The 19,902-nt window shown below is 63.8% G+C and carries 19 protein-coding genes; 11 read left to right on the top strand and 8 right to left on the bottom strand.

What is annotated here, in order from left to right:
• The first annotated feature begins 97 nt into the window (after positions 1–97).
• The 5 genes from ACX17K_RS05615 (at position 98) to ACX17K_RS05595 (ending at position 4,160) form a co-directional block, all read left to right on the top strand.
• Positions 98–1,030, top strand: coding sequence for a hypothetical protein (locus ACX17K_RS05615; RefSeq protein WP_493774029.1), 933 nt, complete (start codon positions 98–100; stop codon positions 1,028–1,030).
• The gene (locus ACX17K_RS05610) at positions 918–1,193 is read left to right on the top strand and encodes an acyl carrier protein (RefSeq protein WP_493774343.1); all 276 of its coding nucleotides are present in this window, start codon (positions 918–920) and stop codon (positions 1,191–1,193) included. Before ACX17K_RS05615 ends, ACX17K_RS05610 begins: the two co-directional genes overlap by 113 nt.
• 94 nt (positions 1,194–1,287) lie before the next feature.
• Positions 1,288–2,208, top strand: a complete 921-nt coding sequence (locus tag ACX17K_RS05605) for a hypothetical protein (protein ID WP_493774028.1) — start codon at positions 1,288–1,290, stop codon at positions 2,206–2,208.
• A gap of 79 nt (positions 2,209–2,287) precedes the next feature.
• Positions 2,288–3,145 carry an EAL domain-containing protein gene (locus ACX17K_RS05600; RefSeq protein WP_493774027.1) on the top strand — a complete coding sequence of 286 codons (858 nt, stop codon included), beginning with the start codon at positions 2,288–2,290 and terminating at the stop codon, positions 3,143–3,145.
• Between the two features lie 340 nt (positions 3,146–3,485).
• On the top strand, positions 3,486–4,160 hold the full coding sequence (locus tag ACX17K_RS05595; protein ID WP_493774026.1) for a hypothetical protein: 675 nt from the start codon (positions 3,486–3,488) through the stop codon (positions 4,158–4,160).
• Between the two features lie 6 nt (positions 4,161–4,166).
• Here ACX17K_RS05595 and ACX17K_RS05590 read toward each other — a convergent pair whose 3' ends face one another.
• On the bottom strand, positions 4,167–5,594 hold the full coding sequence (locus ACX17K_RS05590; protein ID WP_493774025.1) for an aminotransferase-like domain-containing protein: 1,428 nt from the start codon (positions 5,592–5,594) through the stop codon (positions 4,167–4,169).
• A gap of 224 nt (positions 5,595–5,818) precedes the next feature.
• Here ACX17K_RS05590 and ACX17K_RS05585 point away from each other — a divergent pair, with 224 nt between their 5' ends.
• Positions 5,819–6,445, top strand: a complete 627-nt coding sequence (locus ACX17K_RS05585; RefSeq protein WP_493774024.1) for a LysE family translocator — start codon at positions 5,819–5,821, stop codon at positions 6,443–6,445.
• Positions 6,446–6,531: 86 nt separating this feature from the next.
• On the top strand, positions 6,532–7,920 hold the full coding sequence (gene gltX / locus ACX17K_RS05580; protein ID WP_493774342.1) for a glutamate--tRNA ligase: 1,389 nt from the start codon (positions 6,532–6,534) through the stop codon (positions 7,918–7,920).
• A 66-nt stretch (positions 7,921–7,986) separates the two neighbouring features.
• Here the strand turns inward: gltX and ACX17K_RS05575 are convergent, their stop codons facing one another.
• The 3 genes from ACX17K_RS05575 to crcB all read right to left on the bottom strand — a co-directional run bounded on the left by ACX17K_RS05575 (position 7,987) and on the right by crcB (position 10,428).
• Positions 7,987–9,402 (bottom strand): Dyp-type peroxidase, encoded by a 1,416-nt coding sequence (locus ACX17K_RS05575; RefSeq protein ID WP_493774023.1) that lies wholly within the window; start codon positions 9,400–9,402, stop codon positions 7,987–7,989.
• A gap of 63 nt (positions 9,403–9,465) precedes the next feature.
• Positions 9,466–9,918, bottom strand: a complete 453-nt coding sequence (locus tag ACX17K_RS05570) for a hypothetical protein (protein ID WP_493774022.1) — start codon at positions 9,916–9,918, stop codon at positions 9,466–9,468.
• 129 nt (positions 9,919–10,047) lie between these two features.
• Positions 10,048–10,428, bottom strand: a complete 381-nt coding sequence (gene crcB / locus ACX17K_RS05565) for a fluoride efflux transporter CrcB (RefSeq protein ID WP_493774021.1) — start codon at positions 10,426–10,428, stop codon at positions 10,048–10,050.
• Between the two features lie 378 nt (positions 10,429–10,806).
• Between crcB and ACX17K_RS05560 the strand changes: the two genes are divergently transcribed.
• Entirely contained in the window at positions 10,807–11,232 is a 426-nt protein-coding gene (locus tag ACX17K_RS05560; RefSeq protein WP_493774020.1) for an acyl-CoA thioesterase, read from the top strand.
• A 6-nt stretch (positions 11,233–11,238) separates the two neighbouring features.
• Here ACX17K_RS05560 and mnmC read toward each other — a convergent pair whose 3' ends face one another.
• Together mnmC and ACX17K_RS05550 are read right to left on the bottom strand one after the other, a co-directional pair.
• Entirely contained in the window at positions 11,239–13,221 is a 1,983-nt protein-coding gene (mnmC, locus tag ACX17K_RS05555) for a bifunctional tRNA (5-methylaminomethyl-2-thiouridine)(34)-methyltransferase MnmC2/FAD-dependent 5-carboxymethylaminomethyl-2-thiouridine(34) oxidoreductase MnmC1 (protein ID WP_493774019.1), read from the bottom strand.
• A 98-nt stretch (positions 13,222–13,319) separates the two neighbouring features.
• Entirely contained in the window at positions 13,320–13,793 is a 474-nt protein-coding gene (locus tag ACX17K_RS05550) for a hypothetical protein (protein WP_493774018.1), read from the bottom strand.
• 158 nt (positions 13,794–13,951) lie between these two features.
• Between ACX17K_RS05550 and clpB the strand changes: the two genes are divergently transcribed.
• A complete protein-coding gene (gene clpB / locus ACX17K_RS05545) occupies positions 13,952–16,531 on the top strand; it encodes an ATP-dependent chaperone ClpB (protein ID WP_493774017.1) in 2,580 nt (859 codons plus the stop codon).
• A 120-nt stretch (positions 16,532–16,651) separates the two neighbouring features.
• Here the strand turns inward: clpB and ACX17K_RS05540 are convergent, their stop codons facing one another.
• Entirely contained in the window at positions 16,652–17,221 is a 570-nt protein-coding gene (locus ACX17K_RS05540; protein ID WP_493774016.1) for a DNA-3-methyladenine glycosylase I, read from the bottom strand.
• Positions 17,218–17,661, bottom strand: a complete 444-nt coding sequence (gene fliW, locus ACX17K_RS05535; protein ID WP_493774015.1) for a flagellar assembly protein FliW — start codon at positions 17,659–17,661, stop codon at positions 17,218–17,220. Before fliW ends, ACX17K_RS05540 begins: the two co-directional genes overlap by 4 nt.
• A 279-nt stretch (positions 17,662–17,940) precedes the next feature.
• Here fliW and ACX17K_RS05530 point away from each other — a divergent pair, with 279 nt between their 5' ends.
• Together ACX17K_RS05530 and ACX17K_RS05525 are read left to right on the top strand one after the other, a co-directional pair.
• Positions 17,941–19,170 carry an EAL domain-containing response regulator gene (locus tag ACX17K_RS05530; RefSeq protein WP_493774014.1) on the top strand — a complete coding sequence of 410 codons (1,230 nt, stop codon included), beginning with the start codon at positions 17,941–17,943 and terminating at the stop codon, positions 19,168–19,170.
• On the top strand, positions 19,167–19,901 hold the full coding sequence (locus ACX17K_RS05525; RefSeq protein ID WP_493774013.1) for a response regulator: 735 nt from the start codon (positions 19,167–19,169) through the stop codon (positions 19,899–19,901). The genes ACX17K_RS05530 and ACX17K_RS05525 overlap by 4 nt, the downstream gene beginning before the upstream one ends.
• Position 19,902: the final 1 nt, after the last annotated feature.

Below are 19,902 nucleotides of genomic sequence, written 5' to 3'. Positions count from 1 at the left end.
TATGCCGGGATGGCCTGTCCAGTCAGTGTCGTCGTCAGGTTCGCAATCCGTCATCCGACTGGGGATGGTCGATTCGGGCTGCGTGTGCGCTTGCTCCATGTCTCCAGAGTTGCTCGAGAAAGTGGAGGGCGCGAGCAACTGCCCGTCCAAGCCGATGCGGCCTGCGCTGGACTTGAGTCGCTTGTCCGCAGGCCTCGCTACGCAGAGCCTGGAGGCTCTGTCCAGCTTGGGAGAGCCGCCGGGCCGCTTGCTGGAGGTGTACCAAGGCTCCAGCAACTTCTACGCCAGGATGGAGGTGGCCGAGTTCGCCAAGGTGTTTCATCAACTGGCTCAGCAGCCGGACTTCGGCGAGGGGCGCAAGCCGCAATTGCAGGAACAGGCGCGGCAATATGCGGCGCTGATTCTGAAGGATGGCTTGGGGGAGAAGTCCGCTTTTGGCCCCTGGACGCCAAAAACCAATAAGGGCTACCAGCTGCGCAGCCAGCTGGAGCATAAGTTGGCGCAGCATGCCGTTGCGCTGAAGGAGGGCGTCGGCCAGCTGAGCGAATCATTCCTGACGCGCGAGGTGCTGCCGCTGGCGGGCAAGTATCTGGCGCAGCAGTTGGGCATGAGTCCGGATCCGAACGCCGTGCGCAATGGGCAGAAACAGTTTGAACGGGCGGCTCGCCAGGTCTTTGAAGACTTGAGCCGGGCGAGGCGGGAGCTGATGGATAGCCATGGCGCCGGCGTCGGCAAGCTGGCGCGGGATCTGGATCTGCTGGCCGCGCTGCCTTTGCTGTTGCGAGCGGAACTGGCGCAGCCTGAAACCAAGCTTGATGCAGACAGCGGCCTTGAGCCGTTGAACGAGGCCACGTCGCTGCGAGGTGGTTCTGTGCTGGGCGATTTGAAGGATGAGGTGATAGAGGATGCGGCTGGACGTGGAGGATCGGAGCAGGGGGATCGTAGCGTTGGAGGAGAGGGTGAGAGCCGTGTTGCACCTCACGCTGGGAGCAAAGATAGAGCAGATCCAGCCAGCGGCGAGGCTGATTGACGATTTGTACGCCGACTCGATGGAATTGCTGGAGATGGTGATGTCGTTGAACGACGAGTTCGGCATCGAAATCGGTGCGGCGGATGTCGCGGGAATGCGAACGGTAGCGGATGTGCGCGAGGTGGTGGCTAGGTGTTTGGCGAAAGCTTGGGAAATGGAGTGATCGCGCCCAAGGCTTAAGAGAGTTGAGGCCATTTATGGATGAGGCCTGATTTCAAGGCATGGCATGCATATTCAACGTGATAAGGGGAAGATGGATGATGATCAGTTCGCTAGCGACTGTTGGCGTCGCACAAACGCAGTCCGTGACTCCGGGCGAAAAAGTAATTTCTGTTTTGAATCAATTTGGGGTGGAGCTACGAGGCATGATCCATCCAGGAAATAAGCCGGAAGGCCAGGGGACGAGTGGGCCGGCATCTGCGGCGTATGCGTATGATATGGGAAATTTGTACACCCAATATCGCCAACGCTCAGGTCTTTCACCCATGCAGGCGAGTTCTGAAAGTACGCTGTTCCAGGCGGGCTTGGCATTGAAGTACGGTGGTGGGAATTGCGATCATTATTCCGCGCTTGGTGAGTTTTATCTGAGTCGTGTCATTAAACCCAAGCTTGAGATGGAGGGCTTGGCGACGATTGAAAGTTATGAGCGCAAGTCGGATCTGGTGGCAAAGCATTCGTTTCTTGAGGTAAAGGTTGCTGGCGTGCCTGGATTGATTGTTTTTGATCCTTGGGCCGCCTCCAGTCCGAATAAGGCGCTGGCAGGCTATGCCAGTGAGTATCAATTCGATGTGGTGGGTGGGCGGGGGGAGGGAGCAATTGCAATTGATAAATGGGGAATGCCAGACGAGTTCTCAATAGGCGATATCGACAACGTGACTAAGCAGCTTCGGCAATTTACCGATGTTTGGGAAACGAATTTGCAGCAAAACTGCCCCAATGAGTATCAAGACATAAAGCAGCGAGCCGAGAGTGGAAATGTTGTATTCACCGCGTATGGCAATGATACCGGCTTCTCGCAGGGAATGAATGCCTATGCGGCGGGATTGCATCTAGGCGAGGGCGGTAGCGTCAGCGCTTGGTACCGAACGCCGATTGCGCCTCCTGTATTGGCAAGGCAGGATTCCGATGAAAGCATGAAATCCCATCAGAGCTCTAATTCGGACATGAGTATCACTTGATCAGTGGAGTGCTGGGATGGTTGAGCATCAAGGCATAGGCGCAGCCGGTAGGCGCGGGGGCGCTGGTTGGGTGGGCGGCGTGAACGCGCCGTCGATCGGCTGGAGCGGCTCCGGGCGCGCGGGGGCTGGCCATGAGCAGCCGTCCGCAGCGGGGCTTGCCCGCGCGCTGCGCGATGGCGAGTTCCGCATGCACTACCAGCCGCAGCTGGATTGCCGCAGCGGGCGCGTGATCGGCGCCGAGGCCTTGATGCGCTGGAACAGCAGCGCTTTGGGACGATGGGTGAGCCCGGCAGACTTCATTCCGCTGGCTGAGCGGGATGGCTTGATTATCGAGCTGGGCGACTGGAGCATGGCGCACGTCATGCGGACATTGCGTGCTTGGCAGGATGCGGGGTGTTTGCCGGCGGGCTTCCGGATGGCGATCAATTTGTCAGCGAGGCAGCTGACGCCCGCCTTGCCGGAGAGGGTGGCATGCCTGCTCGGCGAAGCCGGCATCGCGCCCTCGTTGATTGAGTTGGAGATCACCGAGTCGTACTTTTCTCCCGACATGGTGGCGATGGCCGATATCGCCCGCCAACTGCGTCGGCTCGGACTCAGGCTGGCGATCGACGATTTCGGCACCGGTTATTCCATCCTGGCGCATCTGCGCCATATCCCGGCCAACACGGTCAAGATAGACCGCGGCCTTACCCGGAAGGTGTTGAGCGTCGAGCGCGACCATATCATCATGCGCAGCCTGATTGGGATGATTCGGGATCTGGGCATGCAAAGCGTGTGCGAAGGCGTGGAGACGGCGGAGGAACTGGCCGCGCTCAGGCAAATGGGCGCGGATTCCTGGCAAGGCTTTCTGTTCTCGCCTGCTGTGCCGGCAGAGGATTTCATTGGTTTTTTTGGGGGCGCGCGCTGCGGAAGCGCGCCGCATGACTTGACTGTTTAGCTAAAACGCATGGATGGCGGGTATCGCAGCGCCTGGTTTCAAACGGGCATGCTTGCGCGGTTGGGCCAGTCGGATGTCGACTGGCTTTTTCTATTCATCGTTTCGGACGCAATGGCGGAGCAGGATAAGCCGCTCCTCTGGCGGCCGTTGCAAGGACGACCCGGCTCCCGGAGAGGCTGGAGCCGGGGCTGCGGTATACTCCAGTCATTCCAAGCGGCGTATCGCATATCGTATTGAGGTGTAAATGACTGAACAACAATCGCTTCTTCCGGCAGAGAATAATATTCCGGCGCAGGAGCCGCCTATGGCGTCCAGATTGCCGAGAGTCCTTTCCTTCCCAATGGACAGACCGATTCTGGGGCGCGATCTGGACGCATTCAAGGACTACTTCGGCGCCACCGTGGCGCAGGCTCTGGCCGCGCTGGGCATACAGACGCACGGCCGCTGGTCCACCATCGTCAAGAAGAACGCGGACAAGCCGGCGGACGGCGCCATCGCCAATCTGGTGCGCTGGTATGCGGCGCATCCGGAACGGTTCCCGTTCGGGCAGGTGGATATGCCGACGCTGCGTTTGCGTCTGGCGATCAATCAGGACTCTTTCGCGCAATTATTCGGCCGGCGCAAGGTGGCGGTATCGCATTGGGAGCGCAAGCAGGTAAAGCCGGAGCCGCAGGTGCAGATCATCGCGCGGGAGGTGGACGATCTGCTGAAGTCTTACGAGCATCAGGCCGAGAGCGAACGGGACGGCTCGCCGCGCATGATCGTGCAGCATCTGTTGTACAAGCTGGAGGAGCTGGAGCAGGACGATGGCTTGACGAGCAAGGAAGATATTCTGGCCGCTCTGCGCGAGACCCTGCGCATGGAGGAAAAGAACATCCAGCTCAAGCAGGATGCGTCCACGCGCGGACTGGACATGCTGCATGAGTTCATGGATATCGCCGCGCTGAACGCTTCGCTGATCCCCGCGCCGGCGCCGCGGCGCAAGAGCGTGCCGGCCGCAGCCGGCGAGGCATAGCCGCGCTCAATTGCGCGCGGCCAGCCCCCCCGCCAGTTCCCCTACCCGGACCAGCGCCCGCTGGTAGGCCTCGTTCCACGGATAGCAGCAGGACAGACGCAGGCAGTTGCGGTAGCGCCCCTTGGCCGAATACATCGCGCCGGGCACCACGGTGATGCGTTCGGCCAGCGCGGCGCGGAACAGCTCCATGGTGTCGGCGTGGCTGGGCAGCTCCACCCACAGCAGGCAGCCGCCGGAGGGCAGGGTGGCGCGGGTGCCGTCCGGAAAATGCTGGGCCACCGCGCCGCGCAGTTTTTCCATCTGGCTGATGAAGTGGCGGCGGATCAGCCGCAGGTGGTGGTCGTAGCCGCCGCTTTCCAGGTATTCGGCCAGCGTTTCCTCCAGCAGGGCCGGCTGGCCCAGGCTGCTGGAGAATTTCAGCCGCCGCACCTCGCTGAGGAAGCGGCCCGGCGCGATCCAGCCGATGCGGAAGCCCGGCGCCAATGTCTTGCTGTAGCTGGAGCACAAGAGGACCCAGCCGTCGCGGTCATAGGCCTTGACCGCGTCCGGCGTCGCGGCGCCGTAGAACAGCTCGGCGTGCGGAACGTCCTCGATCAGCGGCACCTGGTAGTCGTTGACCAGCTGCGCCAGCCGCCGCTTGGCCTCGGGCGGCATGGTGCTGCCCAATGGATTGTGCACGGTGGGCATCGCGACAATGGCGTTCAGCCGCTTTTCCGACAACAACAGTTCCAGCGCGTCCAGCGCCAGGCCGCTGGTGGGGTGGGTGGGGATCTCGATCACCGACAGCCCCAGGTCTTTCAGCATCGGCAGCAAGGCGAAATAGGTCGGCGACTCCACGCCGACGGTGTCGCCCGGCTTGCAAACGGCCCGCAGCGCCAGCTGCAGCGCCTCGGTGCAGCCGTTGCTGATCACCAGTTCGTCCGCCGCCAGCACGCAGCCCCAGCTGACCGCGCGCTGGGCGATCTGCCGCCGCAGCCGTTCCGAGCCGGGCGGGAAGGGGTAATCGGTGGTGAGCTCCGGCTGCTGGCGCAGCAGCCTCCCCATGATGTGTTTGAAGCGGGTGGTGGGGTAGAAGTCGCTGCCGCGCGGGCTGGCCAGCGACAGGTCGATGAAGTCGGCCTGGTTCTGCGCGCCCATCACGGCTTCGATCTGGTCCACCACCTCGCCGGTGTGGTGGACGGCGCTCTGGCGGCGCATCCGCGGCAGCGGCAGGCTGGCCGCCGTTTTGACATAGAAGCCCGATTGCGGACGGGCCTCGATCAGGCCGCGGTCTTCCAGCATGCGGTAGGTCTGCAGGATGGTGGACGGGCTGACCTTGTGCATCGCGCAGGCCTTGCGCACCGAGGGCAGGCGCTCGCCCGGACGCACGGTGCCGTTTTGGATCAGTTCCGTCCATTCGTTGACCAGTTGCTGGTACAGCGTCTCGCCGCTCATGCGGGGTTCCTCGGTTGGGTATGAAGTACAGGATGGTTCTGGCGTCGGTACAGTTTTGAATGAAACCGACCATAACAGTTTGGTCAATCAAAAACTGTTATGGTCTCAATTCTATTTTTCTGAATCTGTAATTGTCCAGTCAAAACGCCTAATATGACGACCTTGAATCGGGGATCTGCCCCGGAGGATCCGGCGCGTTGCCGGCCGCGGTTTCGGGAGTCGTCATGAATCTGCTTGCGCTTGTCACTTACCTGCTGGTGATGTCCATCACCCCAGGCCCCAATAATCTGGTGCTGGCCTCGTCCGGCGTCAATTTCGGTTTTTCCCGCACGCTGCCGTCCCTGCTGGGCATGGCGCTGGGTTTGTCTTTGCAGATTGGCCTGCTGTCGCTGTTCCTCGGCGCGCTGATGTCGCTGATGGCGTCCTTGCAGCTTTACCTGGCTATCGCCGGTTGCGTTTATCTATTGTGGCTGTCGTGGAATCTGGCCCGCGCCGGCAAGGCCAAGGCGGGCGACGCCGGCGCCCGGCCGATGGGTTTCTGGGGCGGGCTGATGTTCAACTGGCTGAATCCCAAGGTATGGCTGATGGGTTTCAATCTGGTGATGGTGTTCCTGCCGGCGCAGATGAACCCCTGGCACGCGGCCGGCGTGTTCGCCCTGGTGTCCTTCGTCACCAGCCTGCCGTGCATCGCGGTGTGGGCCGGCTCCGGCGTCGCCATTCGCCGTTTTCTGGACTCGCCGATGCGGCTGCGGGCCTTCAATTGCGGCATGGCGGCGATGCTGGCGCTGACCGCGGTATGGCTGCTGGCGGAGATGCTGCCGGCTCATTCGCTGGCCGCCTTGATGGTCTGAACCCGATTTTTCCCGAGCCCGCGTTTGCGGGCTTTTTTGTTGGCGGCGTACAATAACGCCTTTGTGTTTTTCTCAGAGTCCAACCCATCATGATCCGTACCCGTTTCGCCCCCAGCCCCACCGGTTACCTGCATATCGGCGGCGTGCGCACCGCGCTGTTCTCCTGGGCCTACGCCCGCAAAAACAACGGCGTGTTCGTGCTGCGCATCGAAGACACCGATCTGGAGCGTTCCACGCCGGAATCGGTGAAGGCGATTCTGGACGGCATGCACTGGGTGGGTCTGGACTATGACGAGGGCCCGTTCTACCAGACCCATCGTTTCGACCGCTACAAGGAAGTGATCCAGCAACTGCTGGCATCCGGCCACGCCTATCACTGCTATTGCAGCAAGGACGAGCTGGAAGCGATGCGCGCCGAGCAGGAAGCCCGCGGCGACAAGCCGCGCTACGACCGCCGCTGGCGTCCGGAAGCCGGCAAGACCCTGCCGGCCGTCCCGGAAGGCGTGCAGCCGGTGGTGCGCTTCAAGACGCCGCTCGCCGGCGTGGTGGCCTGGGACGACGCGGTCAAGGGCCGCATCGAGATTTCCAATGAAGAGCTGGACGATCTGATCATCGCCCGTCCGGACGGCAGCCCCACCTATAACTTCTGCGTGGTGGTGGACGACTGGGACATGCAGATCACCCACGTGATCCGCGGCGACGACCACGTCAACAACACCCCGCGCCAGATCAACATCCTGCAGGCGCTGAACGCGCCGCTGCCGGTGTACGGCCACCTGCCGATGATCCTGAATGAAGACGGCCAGAAGATGTCCAAGCGCCGCGACGCGGTCAGCGTGGTGGATTACGCCGACAAGGGCATTCTGCCGGAAGCGCTGCTGAACTACCTGGCGCGCCTGGGCTGGGGCCACGGCGACGACGAATTCTTCAGCATGGAGCAGTTCGTCGAGTGGTTCAGCCTGGAGGCGGTGAGCCCGTCCGCCAGCCGCTTCAACCAGGAAAAATTCATGTGGCTGAACGCCCAGCACATCAAGGCCGCCGACAACGGCCGCCTGGCCGAGCTGATCGCGCCGCGTTTGGCCGCCTCCCATGTCGACACAGCCAGCGGCCCGGCCATAGTCGACGTGCTGGCGCTGGTGAAGGAGCGCGTGCAGGATCTGAACGCGCTGGCGCTGGAAGTCGATTACTTCTACAAGAAGCGCGAAGCGGCCGCCGCCGATGTGGAAAAACATCTGGCCGGCGACGCCGTGGAGCGCATGGGCCGTTTCGCCGACCGTCTGGCCGCGCTGGAGGCCTGGACCGCTGAGTCCATCCATGAGCTGTTCAAGCCGTTCTGCGCCGACGAAGGCATCAAGATGGGCCAGTTGGGCATGCCGCTGCGCGTGCTGGTGTGCGGCACCACCCAGACGCCGTCGGTGGACGCGGTGCTGGCCCTGATCGGCAAGGACGAGGTGCTGCGCCGCATCCGCGGCTGATTTTCCGGAAGGCCGGCATCATCCCGCCCCCGCCGCCCTGATGGGCCGCGGGGGTTTTGCTTGCCGTCAGCCGGAAGCCAGCGCGGCCAGGTAGCGCAGGCCGCTGATGCTGGGGAAGAAGCAATAGGCGCCGCCGCGGGTGTGGATCAGCCGGGGGAAGCCGGTGATGCGCTTGTTTCCGTGCCCCTTGGCGCCGGGCCGGGCGTCGGTGAAGGAGCTTTGGCTCTCGTGATTGACGCCGAGGAAAACATCCTCCCCGCTGATGTTGAACACCGCGTTGCCTTGTTCCGATCCGCCGGGGCCGGTGGCCGATTTGACGAATTGGGAGTCCAGTATCCACTGGCTGGTCAAGAATTCGAACTGGTTGCTCAGGCTGGCGTTGATGAAATAGCCGACCAGGCCGCGTTTCTGCTGGTCCGGCTTGGCCGGATCGTATTCCGGGCCATAGGGCATGGCGCGGCGCACGATGCGGTGCGAGGGGCTGCCGGCGCCGACCACGGCGCCGTCGCGCGGATTGCTGCGGCGGATGTGGGAGCCTATCGGGCATTTCAAGCCCAGGGTGTCGTCCTGCTTCGCATCATTGCTGACATAGTGGAACGCGTTGAGCTGATCCGGCGGCAGCGTGGAGCCTTCATCGTTCGGCATCAGGGTCAGCGGGTTGCCGTTGCGCCAGCGGCCGCAGACCTTGGCCGCCAGCATTTCGGCGTCCATGTCCAACTGACCGGCATAGGTCTGCAGGAAGCTTTCGAAACCGGGCACGTCCTGTTCCAGGATGCGGAAGGCGGCGAAGCTGCTGTTGAGGGACAGCTCCTCCGGTTGCAGCGAGTAGTAGCCGTCGCTTTCATTGAGGTAGCCGAGCAGGAACTCGCCGGTGGCCACTGATGGCTGATCGTCCGGGATGCTGCGCTTGCGCGGCGGAGCGCCGTCGATGGTGGGCTGGGCGATGCTGTCGCGGTAGCCGAAGTGCACCCGGTTGTCTGGCAGCGCCACGGCATCCTGCGCGGACAGCTCGGTCACGCCGGATACGGCGAAGGCGCGGCGCAGCGTGGCCGACGCCGATTCCAGCGGCTCCACGCCGCCGTCCACCCACAGGCTGAGCAGCGCGTGGACCTGGCTGCCGTCGCTCAGGCCGCCTATCCAGTTTTGCGGCGCGCTGTCGTCGCAATCGCCGACGTCGGCGGCGACGTCCGGATTGGTGGCGCCCTTGTAGAAAGAGGCGTCGAAGGTCTGCAGCTGGGCGTCGCTGAGCCCCAGTCGGGACAAGCCGACGCGGGTGAAGCTGATGTTCAGGAAGTGGATCGGCTTTTGCTGGCCGCGCTGGGCGGTGGTGATCGGCGGGAGTCCCAGCTGGCCGTCCACCAGTTTGAGGATCAGATCGCCTGCGCCGGCCTTGTCATCGATGCGCAGGACGAAGTGGCGGGCGCGCTCCACCCGGTAGCCGCGAAGGATGGTGCCTTGTACGTCGTCGAATGGGATGTTCATGGGAGCTCCGGGAGAAAGATGCGGCGCGCCGTCGGCGGCCGCATCGGAGACGGTGCGCAGCGTTTAGGGCAAGGAGGCCAGAATCGTTTGCACGGTGGCGTCGTAGGCTTGGTACAGGCCCTGGTTCAGATCGTGCTGGGAGGCGTCGTTCTTGGCGATGAAGGCGGTGAAGGCGGCGGTGTTGTTGGCCACCGGAATCAGCTTCTCAGCCCCGTCCACGAAGCGCAGCAAGGCATCGAATATGGGGCCGACCTCTTTCACGAAGTCCTGGATGTACTTATCGAAGCTGCCGTCGTATTCGGTGATGACGGCGAGGACATAGGCCTTGCTGGGACTGATGCCCGGCTGCAGGTTGGTGACGGCGCGGTCCAGCAGCAGGGTGCGGGCGTAGTGCACGGTGCCGATTACGGTGAGGGCGGCATGCAGCTTGGGTTGATTTTCCTTGACGGTGGCGGCAAGGGCGATCAGGTCCGCGTGGGGCGCCACCGGCATCAGCAGGGTAAGGGGATTGGCCATGTTTTCCTCCGCGACAGGTTTGTTGGAGGTTGAAACATAGGAAGCAGATAGTCTGTTTGATATGGTGTTGAATACGTAGCGCCCGCGTTGCGGGGCGCCGGCGGCCTTTTGCCGCCGGATGCGCGGGGGTCAGCGCTTCAGCCACTGCCAGCTGGCGATGCCGGCCATGGTCATCAGCAGCGAGCCGCTGACATGCGCCGCGATGGCGGCGAGCGCCGGCTGCAGCTGGCCCTGGCGCAACAGATCCACCACTTCGGCGGAGAAGGTGGAAAAAGTGGTCAGGCCGCCGCAGAAGCCGGTGATGATCAGCAAGCGCCACAGCGGCGACAGCGCCGGCATGTCGGCGAACAGCGCCACGGCCACGCCGATGATGTAGCCGCCGATCAGGTTGGCGGCCAGCGTGCCAGGCGGCAGGGAGGGGAACAGGCTGTTCAGGCGCAGGCCGAGGAACCAGCGCAGCAGCGCGCCGGCGGCGGCACCGATGGCGATGGCGAGAACGGATTTCCACATGGCGGCAAGGGATGAGGGGCAATGATGGCCATTGTGCATCGGCGCGGCGGGTTCGACTAGCGCGGCTTGGCGCGCGTGGGCAAAAAAAAAGAGCCCCAGGGGGGCTCTGAATTGCACCTTCGCTCAGGTGATCGAGGCTCGGTCGGAGACCTGGCATCGATCATGTCCCGCTCTCGATCCCGTTGGAGATCGTGAACCGGACAAGACGCATTATCCCGATGCGCCGGCCTTTTCCGTAGCATGATTGTTGATGGCTTGTGTGACGGGGTGTAATCAAAATGACCTGTATTTAACACTTTCGCAAAAGAATCGGCAAATAGGCCTGGCATCCCGTTTTTGCCGTTATCATGAAGTCTTTCAAACAGTCGGGAGCTAGCCTTGACGACGCCGTTGCCGGTGCTGGACACGCGCACCATCAGCATGCGCTGGGGAGACATGGATGCGGTGGGGCATCTCAATAACACTTATTATTTCCGCTACCTTGAGCAGATCCGCATCGAGTGGCTACAGGGGATGGGATTCGGCATCGAGCCGGAGGGAATCGGTCCGGTGCTGGCCAGCACCAGCTGCACTTACCGCAAGCAACTGACTTATCCCGCCACTTTGGACATCACCATCGAACTGGAGAAGCTGGGGCGCAGCAGCCTGAAGCTGCGCCACCATTTCTACCGCCGCGACGATCCGGGCGTGGTCTACGCCAGCGCCGAGGTGCTGCTGGTCTGGGTGGACTACAAGGCCGAGCAGTCGGTGCCTATCCCGGACGCGATCCGGGAGGCGATAGAGCGTTCGACGGCCGCGGTTTGAGCCCGGTCAGGGCGCGTCCAGGTCCAGCTTGCGGCGGATCAGGTCGCGCAGCAGGAAGCGGGACGGATGGACGGCCCGCATCAGATCGGCCGGCAATGGCGCCGGCTCTCCTTCCAGCAGCGAGGCCAGGATTTCCCCCGACAGCGGCGCGGTGATCAGGCCGCGGGAGCCGTGGGCGGCGTTGACGTACAGGCCATCGGCCCACGGACATGTCTCCGCCAGTTCCAGCGTCGCGTCGCGGGCCAGCTCGCGGTAGGCGCGGACGAAGTCGCGGGCGGCCACTACCGGGCCGATCAGCGGCAGATAATCCGGGCTGGTGCAGCGGAAGGCGGCGCGTCCTTCCAGATGCTCCGGCGCGTCCTTTTCCAGACTGGCGCGCAGCTCCGGCGCCAGTCCGGCCAGCATCGCCAGGTTTTCCGCATGCTCGTCGTCGTGGACGGCGAGGTCGTCGGCATCGAACTTGAACGTGGCGCCCAGGCAGTGGCGGCCATTGCGGGCGGGGGAGATGTAGCCTTCGCCGCACAGCACGGTGCGCAGCCGGCTGCTGGCCTCGCTGGCGGCGACGCTGGTGACCTGTCCCCTGATCTTTTTCAGCGGCAGATGCCGCGTGCTGTCGAACTGCGCGGTTTCCGCCGCGCCGGCCAGCACCACCGCGGACGCCACCGCCAGCGGGCCGCGCTCGTCGCTTGCGGTCCAGCTGCGCTGCGAAGGGTCGTAATCCAGCGTCAGCGCGGTGCGGCCGGTTTTGACCACGATATTCGGGTGTTCGACCAGCTTGCGCACCAGCGCGGGCGGATGCACCCAGCCGCCCTGCGGGAAAAACAGCCCGCCGGACGGCAGCGGCGTGCCGGCCAGCTCGCTGGCCGCCGCCTGGTCGAGCGGCCGCATCACGGTTTCGGGCAGCTCCAGCCCGGCCAGTCCCTGCTGTTTTTCCGCTTCCTTGGCGTCATGGGCCAGTTGCAGCACGCCGCAGGCCTGCCAGTCGGCGCCTTCCGGCAGCAGGCCCCGCAGCGCGCGCAGGCTGTAGGCGTAGCCGGACAGCACCAGGCGGGTCAGCGGCGTCAGATGGGGGGAGAGCTTGGTGTACAGCACGCCCTGGGGATTGCCGGAGGCGGCGCTGGCGAGCTGGGGCATTCTTTCGATCACAGTCACCTGCCAGCCGCGCTGCGCCAGGCTGTTGGCGGTGGACGCGCCGGCCAGGCCGCCGCCGACCACGACGACGCTGCGCTCGCGCCAGCGCGGTTCGGGCCGGGCGAACCAGGGCTCCTGCCAGCCGGCGTCGGGCGGGGCGGCGATTTCGCCGTGGACGATGTGGCGCTTGCGGCCGTGGCCCGGCGCTTTCTTGACCTCGAAGCCGGCCTCGGCCAGGCCGCGCCGCACCGCGCCCGCGCTGGTGAAAGTGGCGAAGCTGGCGCCCGGCGAGGACAGGCGCGCCATCTGGTCGAACAGCGGCTGCTGCCACATGTCGGGGTTCTTGGAGGGCGCGAAACCGTCCAGGAACCAGGCGTCTACGCGCGCGTCCAGCTGCGGCAGCACGTCCAGCACATCGCCTATCATCAGCGTCAGCGTCACCCGGCCGCCGGCCAGCACGAGACGGTGCCAGCCCGGCGTCAGGACATCGTACTGCGCCAGCAGCGGGGCCGAGAATTCAGCCAGCTCCGGCCACAAGGCCAGCGCCTGGGCGAGGTCATCCGGCGTCAGCGGGTACTTCTCCGCGCTGACGAAATGCAGTCTGGCGTCGGCGGGCGCGTTCGCCTCGAAGCATTGCCAGGCGCAGAGGAAGTTCAGCCCGGTGCCGAAACCGGTTTCCGCGATGGTAAAGGAGTCGGACGGCCGCAGCGCGGCGAAGCGTTTTTCCAGCTGGTTGTGGCGGAGAAAGACATGGCGCGTCTCCTCCAGGCCGGAGGCGCGGGAGAAGTACACGTCGCCGAAAACGGCGGACATGGGCTGGCCGTCCTGCCAGACGAGTTGTGCGTGAGTGTGGGTCATTTATGTGGTCAGCGCCAGCCATGGCGGGCCAGCGGGAAGGGTAGATCGATTGGGCGCCATTGTCGCATGCCGGTCCAGCGCGTCCAAGTGCGGGGAGATCATATGGTCCATCGCAGATTGAGGGTGGTGACCGAGGTCTTGGGGTGATGGCTGCCTACGTTGACCCTAGGCAAATAGCCGACCTCCAGCGCGAAGGATTTGCCGCCCAGGCTGAGGGTGGGCAGCGCGGCCGGGCCGTTGTGGCCGGACCCATGCAGATAGCCGGCTTGCAGGCCGACGCCGGCGAAGATCGGGCCGAGGATTTTCCATTCGCGCCGCCAGCCCAGCGTGACGAAATTGGCTTCCTTGCGAAAAGAATCGCGATAAACGCCGGTCCGGGCGAACCAGCGGCCATTGTCCTGATCGCCGGCGAATGCCCATTCCAGGCCCGCGCCGGGATTGTCCTGATTGAGATTGCAGGTGGTGCAGCCATGATGGCGGGAGGCGCCGAACAGCAGAAGCGAAAAATCCTGAGCATGAATGGATGGGGCGGAAATGAGCAGAGCGGCGGCGATCAATGCGAAACGCTTCATGGCTTCCCCTTGCTGAGCGATGGTGGTTGCGTTTGTTTTATTTGAACGTCATTGATTGATTTGAGCGTAGTCAATTCCAGCCGTTTGGCAACTCTTGAAATGGCCATCTGGCTCCCCAAAATGTAAGTCATCGACAGATCATCCGGGGAACCGACACCATGCGATTCGACAAGCTGACCACCAAATTCCAGCAAGCGCTGGGGGATGCCCAGAGCCTCGCTGTGGCAGGCGACAATCCTTTCATCGAGCCGCAGCACCTGCTGCTGGCCATGCTCGACGACGCAGAGGCCGGCATCGGCGGCCTGCTGGCGCGCGCCGGCGTCAACGTGCCGGCGCTGAAGGCCGGCCTCAAGCTGGCGGTAGAGCGCTTGCCGCGGGTGCAGGGGAATGGCGGCGAGATCACCGTGTCGCGGGATCTGGCCAATCTGCTCAACGTGACCGACAAGATCGCGATGAAGCTGGGCGACGACTTCATCGCCAGCGAGCTGTTCCTGTCCGCGCTCTCTCAGGACAAGGGCGAGGCCGGCCGCTTGCTGAAGGAACATGGCGGCAGCCACGCTTCCATCCAGGCCGCCATCGACGCGGTGCGCGGTGGCGAGAGCGTGTCCAGCGCCGATGCCGAAGGCCAGCGCGAGGCGCTGAAAAAATACACGCTGGATCTGACCGAGCGCGCCCGCCAGGGCAAGCTGGATCCGGTGATCGGCCGCGACGACGAGATCCGCCGCGCCATCCAGGTGCTGCAGCGCCGCACCAAGAACAACCCGGTGCTGATCGGCGAGCCGGGCGTCGGCAAGACCGCCATCGTCGAGGGCCTGGCGCAGCGCATCGTCAACGGCGAGGTGCCGGAAAGCCTGAAGGGCAAGCGTCTGCTGGTGCTGGACCTGGCGGCGCTGATCGCCGGCGCCAAATACCGCGGCGAGTTCGAGGAGCGGTTGAAAGCGGTGCTGAACGATCTGGCCAAAGACGATGGCCAGACGCTGATCTTCATCGACGAAATCCACACCCTGGTGGGCGCGGGCAAGGCCGATGGCGCGATGGACGCCGGCAATATGCTGAAACCGGCGCTGGCGCGCGGCGAGCTGCATTGCCTCGGGGCCACCACGCTGGACGAGTACCGCAAGTACATCGAGAAGGACGCTGCGCTGGAGCGCCGCTTCCAGAAGGTGCTGGTCGGCGAGCCGTCGGTGGAGGACACCATCGCCATCCTGCGCGGCCTGCAGGAAAAGTACGAGATCCACCACGGCGTGGACATCACCGACCCGGCCATCGTCGCCGCGGCCGAGCTTTCCCAGCGCTACATCACTGACCGCTTTCTGCCGGACAAGGCGATCGACCTGATCGACGAGGCCGCGTCCAAGATCAAGATGGAGCTGGATTCCAAGCCGGAGGCGATGGACAAGCTGGACCGCCGGCTGATCCAGTTGAAGATCGAGCGCGAGGCGGTGAGGCGCGAGACTGACGAGGCTTCGCAAAAGCGTCTGCAACTGATCGAGGATGAGATCGCCGGTTTGTCGCGCGAATACGCCGACCTCGAGGATATCTGGAAGGCCGAAAAGGCCGCCCAGCAGGGCACGCAGAGCATACGCGAGGAAATCGACCGCCTGAAGGTGGACATGGAGGAGCTGAAGCGCAAGGGCGACTGGCAGAAACTGGCGGAGCTGCAGTACGGCAAGCTGCCGCAGCTGGAGGCGCGGCTGAAGGAGGCCGAGGCCGCCGGCGACCAGAGCGAAGCCAAGCCCAACCGTTTGCTGCGCACCCAGGTAGGCGCGGAGGAGATCGCCGAGGTGATCAGCCGCGCCACCGGCATCCCGGTGTCCAAGATGCTGACCGGCGAGCGCGAGAAGCTGTTGCACATGGAGGATGTGCTGCATCGGCGCGTGGTGGGCCAGGACGAGGCGGTGACTGCGGTGGCCGACGCGATCCGCCGTTCGCGATCGGGCCTCGCCGATCCGAACAAACCCTACGGCTCCTTCCTGTTCCTGGGGCCGACCGGTGTCGGCAAGACCGAGTTGTGCAAGACGCTGGCCGGTTTCCTGTTCGACAGCGAGGAGCACCTGATCCGCATCGACATGTCGGAATACATGGAAAAGCATTCGGTGGCGCGGCTGATCGGCGCGCCTCCGGGCTATGTCGGCTACGAGGAGGGCGGCTATCTGACCGAGCAGGTGCGCCGCAAGCCGTACAGCGTGATCCTGCTGGATGAGGTGGAGAAGGCGCACCCGGACGTGTTCAACGTGTTGCTGCAGGTGCTGGACGACGGCCGGCTGACCGACGGCCAGGGCCGCACCGTGGATTTCAAGAACACGGTGATCGTGATGACGTCCAATATCGGCAGCCAGCAGATCCAGGCGATGGCGACAGACGATTATCAGGTGATCAAGCTTGCCGTGATGGCCGAGGTGAAGACCCAGTTCCGGCCGGAGTTCATCAACCGCATCGACGAGGTGGTGGTGTTCCATGGCCTGGACGAGAAGCACATCCAGTCCATCGCCCGCATCCAGCTGAAGGGCCTGGAGGCGCGGCTGGCCAAGCTGGAACTGAATCTGCAGATCAGCGACGAGGCGCTGGCGCTGCTGTCCGAGGCCGGCTTCGATCCGGTCTACGGCGCGCGGCCGTTGAAGCGGGCGATACAGGCGGAGCTGGAGAATCCGCTGGCCAAGGCCATCCTCGCCGGCAAATACCCGCCGAAATCGACGGTGATGGTGGAGGCGCGCGACGGCCGGCTGGTTTTCGATTGAGTCTTGCCCCGCCATCGCTCGCCACCTAAGAAAACGGCCGCTTGCGCAAGCGGCCGTTTTTCATGGCGGCGCGCCTGAGCCAAGGCGGCGCGACGCAGGCGCAGGGGTCTTGTTCGGTTCTCAGCCGGCGCGGGCGGGGTGCAGGAAGCAGCCGGGCAGGTGATCGTTGACCACGCCGCAGGCCTGCAGATAAGCGTAGATCACCGTGCTGCCGACGAAGTTCATGCCGGCTTTCTTCAGCGCCTTGCTGACGATGTCGGACAATTCGGTGCTGGCCGGCACCCGCTCGTCGCCGCGGCGGCGCAGGATGGGTTGGCCGTCGACGTGCGCCCACAGCCAGCCGGCGAAGCTGCCGTGCTCCTGCTGCATCCGCAGGAATACCCTGGCGTTGCGGATGGCGCTGTGGATTTTCAGCCGGTTGCGGACGATGGCCGGATTCTGCATCAGCCGCTCCACGTCGTCGTCGGTCATCGCCGCCACCTTCTCCGGATGGAAGCCGTGGAATGCGGCGCGGTAGCCTTCGCGCTTTCTGAGGATGGTGATCCATGACAGCCCGGCCTGCGCGCCTTCCAGGATCAGCATCTCGAACAGCTTGCGGTCATCGCGTTCGGGGCGGCCCCATTCTTCGTCGTGGTAGGCGACGTACAAGGGATCGTCGCCGCACCAGGGGCAGCGTTGGATTTCGTTCATGGCGTATGCAGCAGGATGTCGATCTGGAGGCCGGTTTTCTGGATGCCGCGCCGCGACGACAGGCCGATCACCAGCGGATTGCACAGATTGGCCTGCAGCGCGCCGAGCGCGGGGTGGGATTCGCGCTGCTGATCCAGCGGGCGGTACAGCATCAGCAGGATGGCGGCGTCCTGCGGCTCCTGGAGCTGGAGCTGCGCGACCTCCTCATCCGACAGCTCGATCTGGAAGCGCACGCCCAGCCTCTCGGGCAGGGCCAGGCTGAAGGTGATGCCGGGATCGTCCAGCGACTGCAGCCAGTACATTTGCGGCACCGGGTGGGTGATGTCGTGGAACAGCTTGAAGCGGGTGCAGTTTTCCAGCGCGGGAATGCCCTGCGGGAAAGTGATGACGGTGGTTTCATCGACCTCGACGTTGCCGAGCTGGTTGGAATCGAAGCGCATGGCGATCTCCTGTGCGGAAGTGGGTTCCGTCGGGAATGATACCCGAGCGCGGCCCTTGTCGCGACGACGCGCTCAGGCCCCGCTTGTGCTGGCAAATTTGTCAGCCTATACATGGTATTGCGTTACGTGACATTACGCGAATGTCTTAAATGTTGAGTCGTGGACAGGGTCGTTTTCGCGTGCGTCTCGCGGTTTTCACGCAGCGTTCATCTATCGGCAAGGCGGCATGTCCGGCGTCCGGCGCTCCGGCTCTGGCCCGTCTGAAAGGGGCAACGTGGCATGGAGCTGAAACCGAAGCGCTTTCTGATACTTGATGATCAGTTGGTGCTGCGCAAGCTGATTTCGCGGCAGGCCAGCTTCTTCAGCCGGTTCGCCGTGGAGATTGATGAGTTCAGCGACCCGGCCGAAGCGCTGCGCAGCATCGGCGAGGGTGGTTACCATCTGGTGATTACCGACATCGGCATGCCCGGCATGAACGGGATCGATTTCATCAAGAACGTGGCCCGGCTGGGATATCAGTCCGCGCTGCTCATCATCTCCGGCTATGACGGCAAGACGTTGCAGACCATCGCCGACATGTCGATCAACCTGGGCATAGGCTGCACGCGCTTTCTGTCCAAACCTTATTCCGCCGAAGCTTTCGTCGCTTCGCTCAACAGCATATTCAACGAGATGGAGCGCAGCGAGGCGCCGAAAATAGGCGATGTCGCGCAGCTGCTGGCCGAGCTGGGAGGGGAGAGCTTCGTGATGGAGTTCGCGCCGGCGCGCTCTCTAGCCAACCGCAAGCTGGCGTCCTTTTCCCTGCGCGCGCTGCAATTGCCGGATGGCCGCAGGCTGGCGTTCGACCGCCTGCTGGCCTTGCTGGCGGGGCGGAGAATGGCATCCGCCGCGCTGCTGGAAATCGTGGTGGAGCGCACGGCTCGCCTGTTGCAGCACCTTCGCCTCTCCGCCGGAATCGACGATTGCCGGGTGGATATCCGCATTGATGAGGCCTGCCTGTGCGCCGACAACGTATTCGACCGCTGCTTCATGGCGCTGCAGCAATACGAGGTTTCGCCAGCTTGTTTGGGATTCGAACTGGCCGATGGGCTGAACCGGCGCTCCGACGCCGTGTGCTTCGAGAATCTCTCCAAGATCAAGTATCTGGGTTTCCGTCTGCTGGCGGATGGCTTTGGCCAGGGTTCGCTGACGGTCAGCAATCTGATGCGGCTGCCTTTCGATCAGGTCAATGTCCCGCTGGAGGCGCTGCAGTGGATGAAGGCGCTGCTGGGGGAGGATCCAGGCGCCTTCCGCCTGCTGAAATCCTTTGGGCTGACGCAGACGCCGGTGTGCGCCACCGGATTGGAGGACGAAGAGGGCGTCGCGCTGGCGAAGGCCATGGGGTGCGGATTGGGCGCCGGCGACGCGGTGTCGATGATCGTGCCGGAGGGCGAGCTGCAGCAGGAAGTCGCCGCTGTGCCGGGAGGGAGCCCGGCGCCGAACGGCAGCCCAGTGGAGGAGGCAAGATGAATTCTGTCGATCTGGATCGCCTGCGCATCATGATCGTCGACGACCAAACCTTGGTCCGGTCGTTGATTTCCCAGGCCTTGCAGAGCATGGGCGTCAAGCAGGACCGCATCTTCCAGGCGGCGGATGGCACCACGGCGATGCGGCTGTTGGATATCCGGGGCGTGGACATCGTGCTGTGCGACGTGCAGATGCAGCCGATGAACGGCATGGACTTGCTCAAGGAGTTGCGATGCGGCCATACGGCCAATGTGTCCAATCTCCCCTTTGTTTTCCTGTCAGGGCATGCGGATCGGAGCAATGTGGTGCTGGCCAGCCAGCTGCATGCAGACGGATTCGTGGTAAAGCCGCCCAAACCGGCGGAGGTGGAGAAATCGATACAGGTGGCGATGAGCCGCAACCGGCCGGAGATCGACCCGTTCAGCTACTACCATGTCGCCACCGGCACCGAGTACGACAAAAAGGTATTCGGCCGGCTGTTCGAGACCCGCGCGCCGGTTTCCCAGGACGAACCGGAGGAAAAGTGCCTGTCGCTGGACATGGTCAAGCCCGGCTCGGTGTTAGCGCGCGACCTGCGCAGCAAGGCGGGCCACCTGCTGCTGCCCCGCGGCGCCAGCATCTCGGCCAACCAGTTGAACGTGCTGCGCGATTTCAGCGAGCGTTACGGCGTCGCGCAGATTTATGTCGCGAACAGCGATGAGGCGGCCGCCAATCCATCCGTTGCGAGGCATTAGG

This window comes from Chromobacterium sp. INPA-IVC (assembly GCF_059047085.1).
Note: the sequence above shows the minus strand (reverse complement) of the source record. Positions and strands in the feature narration are given on the sequence as shown.